The organism is Streptomyces sp. NPDC046860, from assembly GCF_040645115.1.
In the GTDB taxonomy this organism is placed as follows: domain Bacteria; phylum Actinomycetota; class Actinomycetes; order Streptomycetales; family Streptomycetaceae; genus Streptomyces.
Window position 1 is genome coordinate 90,848 of sequence record NZ_JBEYXQ010000011.1, and the last position, 13,049, is coordinate 103,896.

At 74.2% G+C, this 13,049-nt stretch carries 13 protein-coding genes; 8 read left to right on the forward strand and 5 right to left on the reverse strand.

Features of this window, described 5'->3' with window-relative positions; genetic code table 11:
• The first annotated feature begins 8 nt into the window (after window positions 1-8).
• Window positions 9-224, forward strand: coding sequence for an MbtH family protein (locus ABZ898_RS17940; RefSeq protein WP_361659171.1), 216 nt, complete (start codon window positions 9-11; stop codon window positions 222-224).
• Between the two features lie 68 nt (window positions 225-292).
• Here ABZ898_RS17940 and ABZ898_RS17945 read toward each other — a convergent pair whose 3' ends face one another.
• From ABZ898_RS17945 to ABZ898_RS17955, 3 genes are read right to left on the reverse strand one after another with little or no spacing between them, the layout of a single operon-like run.
• Window positions 293-1,357, reverse strand: a complete 1,065-nt coding sequence (locus ABZ898_RS17945; protein ID WP_361659174.1) for an iron-siderophore ABC transporter substrate-binding protein — start codon at window positions 1,355-1,357, stop codon at window positions 293-295.
• Between the two features lie 49 nt (window positions 1,358-1,406).
• On the reverse strand, window positions 1,407-3,188 hold the full coding sequence (locus tag ABZ898_RS17950; protein WP_361659177.1) for an ABC transporter ATP-binding protein: 1,782 nt from the start codon (window positions 3,186-3,188) through the stop codon (window positions 1,407-1,409).
• Window positions 3,185-4,888, reverse strand: coding sequence for an ABC transporter ATP-binding protein (locus ABZ898_RS17955; protein ID WP_361659180.1), 1,704 nt, complete (start codon window positions 4,886-4,888; stop codon window positions 3,185-3,187). Before ABZ898_RS17955 ends, ABZ898_RS17950 begins: the two co-directional genes overlap by 4 nt.
• Before the next feature lie 149 nt (window positions 4,889-5,037).
• Here ABZ898_RS17955 and ABZ898_RS17960 point away from each other — a divergent pair, with 149 nt between their 5' ends.
• On the forward strand, window positions 5,038-5,487 hold the full coding sequence (locus ABZ898_RS17960) for an RpiB/LacA/LacB family sugar-phosphate isomerase (RefSeq protein WP_361659183.1): 450 nt from the start codon (window positions 5,038-5,040) through the stop codon (window positions 5,485-5,487).
• Between the two features lie 24 nt (window positions 5,488-5,511).
• Here the strand turns inward: ABZ898_RS17960 and ABZ898_RS17965 are convergent, their stop codons facing one another.
• Window positions 5,512-5,877 carry a DUF6479 family protein gene (locus tag ABZ898_RS17965; protein WP_361659185.1) on the reverse strand — a complete coding sequence of 122 codons (366 nt, stop codon included), beginning with the start codon at window positions 5,875-5,877 and terminating at the stop codon, window positions 5,512-5,514.
• Window positions 5,878-6,040: 163 nt separating this feature from the next.
• On the opposite strand from ABZ898_RS17965, the gene ABZ898_RS17970 reads away from it, so the two are divergent.
• The 3 genes from ABZ898_RS17970 to ABZ898_RS17980 all read left to right on the forward strand — a co-directional run bounded on the left by ABZ898_RS17970 (window position 6,041) and on the right by ABZ898_RS17980 (window position 9,613).
• Window positions 6,041-6,430 carry a ferredoxin gene (locus tag ABZ898_RS17970; protein WP_361659188.1) on the forward strand — a complete coding sequence of 130 codons (390 nt, stop codon included), beginning with the start codon at window positions 6,041-6,043 and terminating at the stop codon, window positions 6,428-6,430.
• A gap of 77 nt (window positions 6,431-6,507) precedes the next feature.
• Window positions 6,508-8,067 (forward strand): NAD(P)/FAD-dependent oxidoreductase, encoded by a 1,560-nt coding sequence (locus ABZ898_RS17975; RefSeq protein ID WP_361659191.1) that lies wholly within the window; start codon window positions 6,508-6,510, stop codon window positions 8,065-8,067.
• Window positions 8,068-8,119: 52 nt separating this feature from the next.
• On the forward strand, window positions 8,120-9,613 hold the full coding sequence (locus ABZ898_RS17980; RefSeq protein WP_361659193.1) for a fatty acyl-CoA synthetase: 1,494 nt from the start codon (window positions 8,120-8,122) through the stop codon (window positions 9,611-9,613).
• A gap of 16 nt (window positions 9,614-9,629) precedes the next feature.
• On the opposite strand, the gene paaK is transcribed toward ABZ898_RS17980, so the two are convergent.
• The gene (paaK, locus tag ABZ898_RS17985) at window positions 9,630-10,925 is read right to left on the reverse strand and encodes a phenylacetate--CoA ligase PaaK (RefSeq protein ID WP_361659196.1); all 1,296 of its coding nucleotides are present in this window, start codon (window positions 10,923-10,925) and stop codon (window positions 9,630-9,632) included.
• Window positions 10,926-11,161: 236 nt separating this feature from the next.
• On the opposite strand from paaK, the gene ABZ898_RS17990 reads away from it, so the two are divergent.
• From ABZ898_RS17990 to ABZ898_RS18000, 3 genes are all read left to right on the forward strand, one after another.
• Window positions 11,162-11,404, forward strand: coding sequence for a DUF397 domain-containing protein (locus ABZ898_RS17990; protein ID WP_361659199.1), 243 nt, complete (start codon window positions 11,162-11,164; stop codon window positions 11,402-11,404).
• A 162-nt stretch (window positions 11,405-11,566) separates the two neighbouring features.
• Entirely contained in the window at window positions 11,567-12,469 is a 903-nt protein-coding gene (locus tag ABZ898_RS17995; protein WP_361659202.1) for a universal stress protein, read from the forward strand.
• 70 nt (window positions 12,470-12,539) lie between these two features.
• On the forward strand, window positions 12,540-13,037 hold the full coding sequence (locus ABZ898_RS18000) for a hypothetical protein (RefSeq protein WP_361659204.1): 498 nt from the start codon (window positions 12,540-12,542) through the stop codon (window positions 13,035-13,037).
• The last annotated feature ends 12 nt before the right edge of the window (window positions 13,038-13,049 follow it).

Here is a 13,049-nt window from a genome sequence, read left to right on the forward strand (position 1 = left end):
AGCCCGCCATGAGCAACCCGTTCGAGAACCCCGACGGCGTCTACACCGCCCTCGTCAACGACGAGGGCCAGCACAGCCTCTGGCCCGACTTCGTCGCCGTCCCGCCCGGCTGGACGGTCGTCCACGGCCCGGCGTCCCGTCAGGAGTGCCTCGACCACATCGAGACCCACTGGACGGACATGCGGCCCAAGAGCCTGATCGAGGCCATGGCCGACGGAGCCTGAGTATCTGCGAGAGAACGAAGGAGGGGCGGGCCCGTCGCGCGGGCCCGCCCCTCCTTCGCGGCGTCGTCTCAGGACGCCGGCTGCCCCACCTTCGTCGCCGGCTTGCCGTCCGAGGCCGCCGCGAGCTGCGGGACCAGACGGTCCAGGACGTAGGGGATGCTCAGCACCGTGGACAGGGAGACCGCGTTGCCGTAGTCACCGGTCTCCTTCACGAACACCTCGCGGCCCTGCTTCACCACGTCCAGGTCGCGGTAGACCGGGTCCCGGTGCAGCTTGGTGACGGCGGAACCGAGGTCCGGGACGATCCACACCGCCACACCCTGGTCGAGCAGGTCCAGGCGCTCCTTGCTGATGTTGGCGCCGAACTTGTCGCCGATCACCTTGTCCAGGTCCTTCGGCAGGGCGAAGCCGAGGTCCGACAGCAGCCGGGAACGCGGGTCCTGGCTGCCGAAGACGAACGTGCCCTCGTACGGCGTCGCCACCACCGCCGTCGACCCCGCGAAACCCGGATTGGCCGCACGGGCCGCCGCGAACCTGCCCTGCACGCCCGCCACCAGCTTCTTCGCCTCGGCCTCCTTGCCGAGCGCCTTGCCGATCACCTCGGTCTGGCGCTGCCACGGCACCCCGAAGTCGTTGAACTCCTTCGGCTGGGCCACCACCGGCGCGAACTTCGACAGGCTCGCGTACTGCGACTTGGTCAGCCCCGAGTACACGGCCAGGATCAGGTCGGGGCGCAGCGCGGCGATCTTCTCCACCTGCGGGCCGGTGCCGGTGTCCTTCAGGACCGTCGGCGCGGGGGAGGAACCGAGCCTGTCCTCGGCCCAGGGGCCGACCGCGCCCTTGTAGCCGCCGAGCCACTCGGTCGTGCCCACCGGCACCTTGCCCAGCGCGAGCACGGCGTCCTGGTCGGTCAGGCCGACGGTGACGATCCGCTTCGGCTCGGACGCGACCGTCGTGCTGCCGTACTTGTGGGCGATCGTCACCGGGTACGCGGCCCCGGCGGAGCCCTTGGCGCCGGAGTCGGAGGCGTCCGGGCCGGAGTCGGAGGAGCCGCAGGCGACCGCGGTCACCGCCAGCAGGAGGACGGAGGTGAGCAGACCGGTCAGCCGGGAGGCTCTGGTGGCGCGGGGCATCAGGTGATCCTTCTCGTCGTGGTGAAAGGTCCTGCGTCGGTGTGCGGGGTCAGGGGCCCGTCCCGGCGGGGGAGCGGCTGCCCGACCAGGCGTCCCACAGGGCGGCGTACGCGCCCCGGGCGGCGAGGAGTCCGGCGTGCGTGCCGCTCTCGGCCACCCGGCCGTCGCGCAGCACGACGATCCGGTCGGCGGCCGCCGCCTGGCTGAGCCGGTGGGCGACCACGAGCGCGGTACGGCCGCGCAGCGCGCGCTCGGCCGCCTCGTCCAGGACCCGGGCGCCCGAACTCCCCGCCTCCGCCGTCGCCTCGTCCAGCACGACCACGGGCCGGTCGGCCAGCATCAGCCGGGCCAGCGCGAGCTGCTGGGCGCGGTCGGCGGTGAGCCGGTGCCCGCCCTCGCCCACGACCGTGTCCAGCCCCTCGGGCAGCGCCTCGGCCCAGCCGAGGGCGCCCACCGCGGTCAGCGCCTCCCGCAGCTCCTTGTCGTCCGCGTCCGGGCGGGCCAGCCGCAGGTCGTCGGCGAGAGGGCCGGCGAAGACGTGCACCTCCTGGGTGACCAGCCCCACCAGGTGGCCCGCGGCGTCCGGCCCGGCACCGCCGACCTCGACCCGCCCGGCCGTCGGCGCGTGCAGCCCGGCCACCAGCCTGGCCAGCGTCGTCTTGCCCGCACCGGTGGTACCGACCAGCGCGACCCGCTCCCCGGGGCGCACCTCCAGATCCACCCCGTGCAGCACGGGACGGCCCGGCACGTACGCGTGACAGACCCCGGTGAGCTTCACCGACGGGAGGGACTCCGGCCGGTCCGCCCGTCCGGCCCGCGCCGGCGCGGGTTCGTCCACGACACCGACGAGCCGGGCCAGTCCGGCCGTCGCGGACTGGGCGTCGTCCAGCAGCACCAGCGCGGTGTTGACCGGCCCGAAGAGGCTGTGGAAGTACAGGGCCGCCGCCGTGGCCGTACCCACCGACGCCGAACCGGAGCGCACCAGCGCGAACCCGGTCACCAGCACGGCGGCCAGCCCCACGTACTCGGCGATGTGCAGCCGGCTGTAGAAGCGCAGCACCAGCCGCACCCCGCGCATCGTCAGCTCCACAGCCGCCCGCGAACGCGCGGTCACCCGCTCGGTGTGGCCGTCCTGGAGCCGGTGCGCCCTGACCGTCCGGGCCCCGCCGACGGTGTCCAGCAACTGCTGCTGCTGCGCCCCGGCCGCGATCCGCTCACGCCCGTAGAGCGGGACGGCGTTGCGCACGTACCAGCGGGCCGTGTGCGCCTGCACCGGTACCGCGAGCAGCGCGGCCATCAGGAAGCGCCAGTCCAGCAGGGCCAGCGCGCCCAGGGTCAGCACGATGGACAGCGCGGAGCGGGCCAGCTCGGGCAGCGCGCCGCGCACCGCGTCCGCGACCCGGGAGACGTCGCGGGTGACACGGGCGTTCAGGTCGCCGGAGCCGGCCCGTTCCACCCGCTCCAGCGGCAGCGCGAGCGCCCGCTCCACGAACAGCTCGCGCAGCCGGGCCAGCACGGTCTCGCCCAGCCGGGACACCAGCGACATCCCGAACGCGGTCAGCACGCCCTGCGCGACGGCCACCCCGGCCAGCGCGGCCACCGGCCAGGTCAGGGCGCCCGGGGCGCGGTGCCCGGTCACCAGGTCCACGATGTGCCCCAGCAGCGGCTGCGTGACCAGGCCCACCGAGGTCGCCAGGAGCAGCAGCCCGAACCCGGCGGACGCCAGCACCTTGTGCGGGCCGAGCAGTTCACGCACCACGGCCCGGGTACGGGCGGGGGTGGCGGTGGGGAGGAGCGCCGAGGCGTCCGTCCCCCGCGCGGGCGCGGTCATGCCAGCACCGCCCTTCGGTAGCCGTCGTCGGTCCGTACGAGCTCTTCGTGGGTGCCCTCGGCGCCCACACGGCCGCCGTCGAGCAGGACGACGCGGTCGGTGACGGCGAGCAGGGCGGGGCTGTTGGTCACCACGACCGTGGTGCGCCCGCGCCGTGTCTCCCGCAGCCCCCGCGCGATACGCGCCTCGGTCACCGCGTCCACGGCGGTCGTCGGGTCGTGCAGCACCAGTACGGGCGTCCCGGCGCGCAACGCCCTTGCCAGCAGCACCCGTTGACGCTGGCCTCCGGACAGGGCGCGGCCCCCCTCGCCCACCTCGGTGGCGGTGCCGTCGGGCAGGGACCGGGCGACCTCGTCCACCCGGGCGGCGGCGAGCACGCGCTCGGTGAACGGGTCCGCATCGCCCGCCTCCTGATCCGGCGTCACATTGGCGGCGAGCGACCCGCCGAACAGCGCGGCGTCGTGCGCGGCCACCAGGACGGCCGCCCGCAGCGCGTCCGGGTCCAGCCGGGTCAGGGGTACGCCGTCCAGCTCGACGGAACCCGTCCCGGGATCGTGCTCCCGGCCCAGGCAGCGCAGCAGGGCCTCGGCGGCGGCCGGATCGGTCACCGCGATCCCGGTCAGGAGCCCGGCGGGCAGGTCGAGATCGACGCCGTCCGGACCGCCGAGCCCGACCCCGCGCAGCCGCAGCGCACCGCGCACCGGTTCCGGCACCGCGTCGTCGCCGCCGCTCACGGCGGGCGCCGCGGACAGCACCGCGGCGATCCGGGCCGCCGACGCCCGGCCCTGCGCCAGCTCGGCGTTCACCCAGGCGAAGGTCTCCAACGGGCCCAGCAGGAACAGCGCCAGCCCCACCGCCGACACCAACTGGCCGAGGGACAACTCCCCTTCGAGAGCCAGCCGCCCTCCCACCAGGGCGATCAGCGCGATGAACCCGCCCGTCAGCGCCAGCACGAGCCCGGTCTGCCAGGACTCGGCACGCGCCGCGCGCAGCGTCGCCGCCAGCGACACCCGGCTGGCGTGGCGGTACCGCTCGACGGCGGCGCGCTCGGCACCCAGCCCCTTCAGCACCCGCAGGCCGGCCACCAGGTCGGCAGCCACCCCCGAGGCGTGCGCCGCCCGGTCCTGCTCGGCCTCGCTGCGCCGCTCCAGCGGCTTGCCGAGCAAGTGCCCCAGCCACAGCAGCACCGGGGTGCCGATCAGCACGATCAGCCCCAGCGGAACCGAGGTGACCAGCAGCGCGACCGCGCTCACCGCGACACCGGCGGCCGCCCATGTCCCGCTCATCAGCGCCATGTTGACCGCGCCGACCCGCTTGGCGTCCTCGGTGGCCACGTTCGCCAGCTCGCCGGGGAGCAGTCCCGCCTCCGCGCCTCCGCGCGGGTGCAGCACCCGGCGTACCACCGCGAGCCGGAGCGTGTGCGCGGCCTCCTCGGCGGCGCGCTCACCCGAGCGCGCGCCCAGCCGGAAGCTCCAGGACAGGCACACGTACACGACCGCGAGCACCGCAAGCCACAGCAGCAGCCGTCCGGCGTCCTGCCCGGCCACCGCCTGGTCGATGACGACGCCGATGAGCACCGGGACCAGGGCTTCCCCCAGTTGGTGCACGCAGCCGAACCCCGCGCCCAGCGCGACGCGCCGGGCCTGACCCCTGACCGAGCGTGCCAGGACGTCCCGCCCCGACGGTTCCCCTGATCCCACCAGCCACCCTCCGGAAACCGGTAACTTAGGCAAGGCTACTCTAAGTAAAAGTGGTGGCGTCAATCCCATCCGGCCGCATCGCGGGCCGAGTTGGGCGGCGAATTGGGTAGCGTGGGGGCCTGATCAGGCGAAACGAAAAGGGGTGCCCCGTGCGGATCTCCGTCTCCTCCGACATGGACGAACCGGTGGCCCGCCTTCTCGTGGCGGAGCTGCGGGAGCGGGGGCATCAGGTGCGCCCGTACGGCGCGCTGCGCCCGGGGGCGGACCCGCGGTGGGCGCTGTGCTCGGAGGCCGCCGCACGGGACGTCGCGCGCGGCGTCGCCGAGCAGGCGGTCGTCTGCTGCTGGACCGGGACCGGCGCCTCGATCGCCGCGAACAAGGTGCCGGGCGTGCGCGCCGCTCTCTGTGCGGACGCCGTGACGGCGGACGGCGCGCGCCGCTGGAACGACGCCAACGTCCTCGCGCTCAGCCTGCGGCTCACCTCGGCGCCGCTGCTGAAGGAGATCCTCGACGCCTGGTTCGCGGCCGCGCCCAGCCAGGACGAGGAGGACCGCGCCAACGTGGCCCACGTCGAAGCGCTCGACGCGCGGCCACGCTGACACGGTCCCGGTACCGGGCTCCCGTCAGTGGGCGCCCAGGCCGCCTCCGCCGAAGGAGCCGCTGGAGCCCCTGCTCCAGCGCGGACGGTCCTTGTTCTCGCTGGTCTTGGTGCCCATGTTGGTCAGTTCGTACGGGAGGAGCGCACGCCCGCCCTTGGGGGTGCGCGGTATCTCGTCGGGTTCCCTGTTCTCCTGCACCTCCCGCGTCGCACCCTCCGGAGGAAGGTGCGGCTGTTCATCGGCGCTGGGGCGGGGCGGTTCACTGTCCTTGATCCGGCAAGTGATCCAGAAGCCGCCCGCGAGCAGCCCCAGCACGGCCACGGCCACGACGAAGAGCACCAGGCTGATGAGCCCGCTCGGTGCCGCCAACTGAGTCATTGCGCTGTTCATAGCAATGGAGTACCCCCTATAAAAGGTGCGAACCGGCCGGTAAGGGGCGCGAATCGACCACTTTCCGTCGCCCTGCGCGCACTGCATGTGTCCGGCGCGATCCCGCGCCCACCGGGCCGGCACGCGCGCGTTTACGCCGCCGCGCCTCGGCTACCCGCCCCGTGTGACACCTCCGCCCCCATCGCGAGAGCAGCTCTACCAGTTCCTGGAGGACCGGTTCGCCTGCGCCCAGGCGTGCTCCGACTGCGCGCGGGCCTGCGCCGTGCGCGCCAGCCTCGTCGGGTCGTACGGGACCGCCGGGCAGGAACGCGCCCGGCGGCTCGGCATCATGTGCGCCGAGGTCTGCGACACGACCTGCCGCGCGCTGTCCGAGGAGGGCCGCGCGGACGGCGAGGGCACCGAGGACGAGATCAGGCTCCAGCTGGAGTGGTGCCGCTCGCTGTGCGTCGAGGCCGCCGAGGCGTTCGAGGGCCAGCCCGGCGCCGAGAACGCCGCCGCCGCGTGCCGGACCTGCGCACAGGCGTGCGTGGACTTCATGGCGGCCCTCGCCTGACCCTCCGCACCCCGCGCCGACGGACCCCTACCCGGCGGACCCCTATCCGGCGAAGATCATCCGTGCTACCAAGAACCATGCCTGCAAACGAGGGAACCCGGACGTACGACGCCGTCATCGTCGGCGGGGGCCACAACGGCCTGGTCGCGGCGGCCTATCTGGCCCGCGCCGGCCGCTCGGTCCTGCTGCTGGAGCGCCTCGGTCACACGGGCGGCGCGGCCGTCTCCAGCCGGCCGTTCGCCGGGGTCGACGCCCGGCTGTCGCGCTACTCCTACCTCGTCAGCCTGCTCCCCGACAAGATCGTCCAGGACCTCGGGCTGGGCTTCCGGGTCCAGGGCCGCACCGTCTCCTCGTACACCCCCGTCGAGCGCGGCGGCCGGGCCACCGGGCTCCTCGTCGGGGGCGACGAGGAGCGCACCCGGCGCGCCTTCGCCGAACTCACCGGCTCCGAGAGCGAGTTCACCGCCTGGCAGCGCTTCTACGGCATGACCACCGAGGTCGCCCGGCGCGTCTTCCCCACCCTCACCGAACCGCTGCCGACCCGAGCCGCCCTGCGCGCCCGCGTCGCCGACGAGCGCGCCTGGCGGACCCTGTTCGAGGAGCCGATCGGTGTCGCCGTCGAGGAGAACTTCCACGACGACCTCGTGCGCGGCGTCGTCCTCACCGACGCCCTGATCGGCACCTTCGCCGACGCCCACGACCCCTCCCTCGCCCAGAACCGCTGCTTCCTCTACCACGTCATCGGCGGCGGGACCGGCGCCTGGGACGTCCCGGTCGGCGGCATGGGCGCCCTCACCGACGCCCTCGCCGGGGCGGCCCGCGCGGCCGGCGCCGAGATCGTCACGGGGCACGAGGCGATCCGGATCGACACCGACGGCCGCACCGCCGAGGTCACCTACCGCACCGCCCACGGCGAGGGGGTCGCCGCAGCCCGCCACGTCCTGGTCAACGCCTCCCCGCGCGAACTGGCCGCCCTCACCGGCGACATCGCCCCCGAACCCGCCGAGGGCGCCCAGCTCAAGGTGAACATGCTGCTCAAGCGGCTGCCCCGGCTCAAGGACAGCTCCGTCGACCCGCGCGAGGCGTTCGCCGGCACCTTCCACATCGCCGAGGGCTACCAGCAGCTCGCCACCGCCCACGCCCAGGCCGCCGCCGGTGAACTCCCCGCCGCGCCGCCCTCGGAGATCTACTGCCACTCCCTGACCGACCCCACCATCCTCGGCCCCGACCTCGCCGCCCGCGGCTACCAGACCCTCACCCTCTTCGGCCTGCACACCCCCGCCCGCCTCTTCGCCCACGACAACGACGCCGTACGCGAGGAACTGCTGAAGTCCACCCTCGCCCAGCTCGACGCCCACCTCGCCGAACCCCTCGCGGACTGCCTGGCCACCGACGACGACGGCCGCCCCTGCATCGAGGCGAAGACCCCGCTCGACCTCGACCGCGACCTCGGCCTGCCCGGCGGCAACATCTTCCACCGCGCGCTGACCTGGCCCTACGCCCAGGACGGCACCGGCCGCTGGGGCGTGGAGACCCGGCACGCCAACGTCCTGCTGTGCGGCGCGGGCGCGGTGCGCGGCGGCGGTGTCAGCGGGGTGCCGGGACACAACGCGGCGATGGCCGTGCTGGGGGAGTGACGGCAGCGAAGGATCTTGACCTGGGGGGCCGCCGGCCCGAGTATCGGCTCTCATGACACAGGGACACGGCAGCACCGTCGACGGGGTGCTGCGGCGCAGCGCCCGCCGCACCCCGGCCCGCGTGGCGCTGAAGTACGGCGACCGCTCCTGGACCTACGCGGAACTCGACGACGCCGTCTCCCGGGCCGCCGCGCTGCTGCTGGCCGAGGGTCTGGAGAAGGGCGACCGGGTCGCCGCCTACGGCCACAACTCCGACGCCTACCTCCTCGCCTTCCTCGGCTGCGCCCGCGCGGGGCTCGTCCACGTCCCCGTCAACCAGAACCTGACCGGCGCCGACCTCGCCTACCCGCTGGAGCAGTCCGGCAGCGCGCTCACCCTCACCGACCCCGCCCTCGCCGACCGGCTCCCGGCCGGCACCCGCACCCTCCCGCTGCGCGACGCCGACGGCTCCCTGCTCGCCCGGCTGGCCGGCACCGAGCCCTACGACGGGCCGGAGCCGCGCGCCGAGGACCTCGTCCAGCTGCTGTACACCTCGGGCACCACCGCGCGGCCCAAGGGCGCGATGATGACCCACCGGGCACTGGTCCACGAGTACCTGAGCGCGATCACCGCCCTCGACCTGAGCGCCGGCGACCTCCCCGCGCACGCGCTCCCGCTCTACCACTCCGCGCAGATGCACGTCTTCCTGCTGCCCTACCTCGCGGTCGGCGCGACGAACACCGTCCTAGACGCCCCCGACGGCGACCTCCTCCTCGACCTGATCGAGACGGGCCGCTGCGACAGCCTGTTCGCGCCGCCCACCGTGTGGATCGCGCTCGCCGGCCGCCCCGACTTCGCCGACCGCGACCTGGACGGCCTGCGCAAGGCGTACTACGGCGCGTCGGTCATGCCGGTGCCCGTGCTGGAGCGGCTGCGCGAACGCCTGCCCGGACTCGCCTTCTACAACTGCTTCGGGCAGAGCGAGATCGGCCCGCTCGCCACCGTCCTCGCCCCGGACGAGCACAAGGGCCGCCTCGACTCCTGCGGGCGCACCGTGCTGTTCGTCGACGCCCGCGTGGTCGACGAGGACGGCCGGGACGTGCCGGACGGCACCCCCGGCGAGATCGTCTACCGCTCGCCCCAGCTGTGCGAGGGCTACTGGGACGAGCCGGAGGAGACCGCGGCCGCCTTCCGCGACGGCTGGTTCCGCTCCGGTGACCTCGCGGTCCGGGACGCCGACGGCTACTTCCGGATCGTCGACCGGGTGAAGGACGTCATCAACTCCGGCGGGGTGCTGGTCGCCTCCCGCCAGGTCGAGGACGCCCTCTACACCCACGAGGCGGTCGCCGAGGCCGCGGTGATCGGGCTGCCCGACGAACGCTGGGTCGAGGCCGTCACCGCCGTCGTCGTACTGCGGGGCGAGGCCACCGAGGACGCGCTGATCGCCCACGTCCGCGAAGCCCTGCCCGCCTTCAAGGCGCCCAAGCGGGTGCACTTCGTGGCCGCGCTCCCACGCAACGCCAGCGGCAAGATCCTCAAGCGGGAACTGCGCGACCGCCTGGGCTGAGCGCGAGCGCGCCGGGCTAACGCGGGCGCAGGTCCACGATGCGGCGGATCTTGCCGACCGAGCGCTCCAGCGACTCCGGCTCCACGACCTCCACGGACACCGACACCCCGATCCCGTCCTTCGCCGCCGCCGCGATCGACCGGGCCGCCGCCTCCCGCACCTCCGGCGTGGCCCCCGGACGCGCCTCCGCCCGTACGGTGAGCGCGTCCATGCGTCCTTCCCGCGTCAGCCGGAGCTGGAAGTGCGGGGCCACCCCCGGGGTGCGCAGCACGATCTCCTCGATCTGGGTGGGGAACAGATTGACCCCGCGCAGGATCACCATGTCGTCGCTGCGCCCGGTGATCTTCTCCATCCGCCGGAACGCCCGCGCCGTCCCCGGCAGCAGCCGGGTCAGGTCCCGCGTCCGGTACCGGACGACCGGCATGGCCTCCTTGGTCAGCGAGGTGAACACCAGCTCGCCCCGCTCGCCCTCCGGCAGCACCTCACCGGTGACCGGGTCCACCACCTCCGGATAGAAGTGGTCCTCCCACACATGGAGGCCGTCCTTGGTCTCCACGCACTCCTGCGCCACCCCCGGGCCCATCACCTCCGACAGCCCGTAGATGTCCACGGCGTCGATGGCGAACCGCTCCTCGATCTCCCGCCGCATGCTCTCCGTCCACGGCTCCGCCCCGAACACCCCCACCCTGAGCGAGGTGGACCGCGGGTCCACGCCCTGCCGCTCGAACTCGTCCAGCAGGGTCAGCATGTACGAGGGCGTGACCATGATGACGCCGGGCCCGAGATCCTGGATCAGCCGCACCTGCCGCGACGTCATGCCGCCGGAGGCGGGCACCACCGTGCAGCCCAGCCGCTCGGCACCGTAGTGCGCGCCCAGCCCTCCGGTGAACAGGCCGTAGCCGTACGCCACATGGACGATGTCACCGGGCCGCCCACCCGCCGCCCGGATCGAGCGGGCCACCATGTCGGCCCACACCGAGAGGTCGTTGTCCGTGTAGCCCACCACCGTGGGCAGCCCCGTCGTCCCGCTGGAGGCGTGCAGCCGCCGCACCCGATCCCTGGGCACCGCGAACATCCCGTACGGGTAGTTCGCCCGCAGGTCCGCCTTGGTGGTGAACGGGAAGTGCGCGAGGTCGGCGAGCGACCGGCAGTCCTCCGGGCGCACCCCGGCCTTGTCGAAGGACTCCCGGTAGAACGGCACATGGGTGTAGGCGTGGCGCAGCGAGGCGCGCAGCCGCTCCAGCTGGAGCGCCCGCAGCTCCTCGGGCCGCAGCCGCTCGCCCGCGTCCAGCAGGTCCGTCTCCTCCGCCATCGGGGCACCCCTTCGCACACGACACGCAATACGGACGACCGATCATTCGGTCGATCTCGCCGAGGCCAGTAATTCAGGCCATCGGGCCCCGGGCAAGGGGCGGGCCGGGATTTTTCCGCGCGCGGACCGCCGCGCCGTACCCCCACCCGCCCCAAGGTCCCCCTCACGTGGCCTGTGCGCCGCCCCGCACGGTCGCTAGGCTGAGCCGCGGACGCGGTAACGGGAGGAGCACCGACGTGGCCGAGAGCACCATCCAGCAGCAGTCGCTCGCGGGCTGGGACAAGCCGGACCTGGATCTCAGCGGGGCCGAGTGGCAGTCCGGCAGCAGAGGGCTGGGCGATGTGCAGATCGCCTTCGTCGAGGGCTTCATCGCCATGCGCAACGGCCGCCGCCCGGAGAACCCCTCCCTGATCTTCACCCCCGCCGAATGGGGTGCCTTCGTCTCCGGCGCCCGCGAGGGCGAGTTCGACCTCACCTGACCGGCCCGGCGGTCCCCCGAGCCGGAGCCGACCGGGGGTGTTCCGGCCGCAATCGCCGGACACGCCCGCCGCGGCGCCCTTCCGGGAGCGCCGCTGAGCGAGGCTGACCCCGACAAGAGGCCCGCCCCGGCACGGGGGCGTCTTTCCCGGAGGTGAGGAACGATGAGCGCTGCGCCGGTCATCGCCGCGGTCGACGGTTCCGAGGACAGCCTGCGCGCCCTCGACTGGGCCCTGGAAGCCGCCCGCCGCCGCGTCGCCCCGCTGCGCGTCGTGCACGTGCGCCAGTACGCCGCCTGGGGCGAGGCCGACATCCTCGTCGCCGACCCGCCCGACGAGAGCGGCGACCCCGTCCTGGACGAGGTGCGCGACCGGCTCGCCGACCGCTCCGGCCTGCCCACGGTGGAGTACGTCGCCGTCGAGGGCGTCCCCGGCGCCGTCCTGCCCGAACTCGGCGCCGACGCCCAGCTGCTGGTGGTCGGCTCGCGCGGCCGGGGCGGCTTCGCCAGCCTGATCCTCGGCTCGAACTCCCTCGCCACCGCCCGCGACGCCTCCTGCCCGGTGGCCGTCGTCCCCCCTCCCGGCCGCGAGGTGCACGCCGAACCGCCGGCCCGCCCCGGACCCCGGGTCGTCGTCGGACTGCACGTCGACAGCCCCGACGACGGCGTCCTCGGCTTCGCCTTCGCCGAGGCCGCGCTGCTCGGCGCCCGCCTCCAGGTGATCGCCGTCTACCCCTGGCCCGTCCAGACCTGGTCGGCCCCCGGCCAGCTCGTGCCGCCGCCCGTCGACCAGGCCGCCGTCGAGAACGAGACCCGTGTCCTCGCCGAAGGCTTCCTGGACCCGCTGCGCGCCCAGTTCCCCGACGTCGAGGCCGAGGCCGAGGCGCTGCCGGGCGACGCGGCCGGGCAGCTCGTCGCCCTCTCGGCGGGCGCCGATCTGGTCGTCCTCGGCCGCCACCGGCGCCGGCCGCTCGCGCCCGCGCGCATGCTGGGCTCGGTCACCCAGGCGGTCCTGCTGCACGCGGCGAGCCCCGTCGCGGTGATCCCGGCCGCCCCGGCCGGAGAATGACGCCGTACGGGCCATACCGAGCGGGCTCCCGCACGCCGCCGTGCCCGTCCGGGCACGTACCATTGGCGGCATGTCGTTCCTCCGCCGCCGCAGCGCCACTCCCGCCGGACCAGACTTCGACGTGCTGGCCATGGACCCCGGCGACTGGCCCGGCAACCTCGGCGCGGGCCTGCTGCCCGCCCCCGACGGCACCTGCCAGGGCGTCTTCCTGCGCTACGACCTGTTCGGCGGCCGCGGCCCCGCCATGATCATCGGCAACCTCCCCGAGGGCTCCCCGGCCCGTGAGACCGTCGAGGGCGAGATCCCCTTCGAGGTCGCCCAGTTGCTCCTGGCGCTGGACAACGACGAGGAGGTGACCGTGGTCGGCTCCGAGGACACGCCCGTCCTCCAGGGCGACAACCTGCTGATCGTGCGCCGCCTCAAGCTCTCCGAGGGCCGGATCTCCTGCGTGCAGTTCGACCGCAGCGACGGCGTCCTGGTCACCATCGCCGCCTGGGACCGCCCCATCACCGACGACCTGTACGCCCTGCTGAAGCCGCTCCCGGCGGAGCTGTTCCAGCAGGGCTGAGGTCCGCGCCAG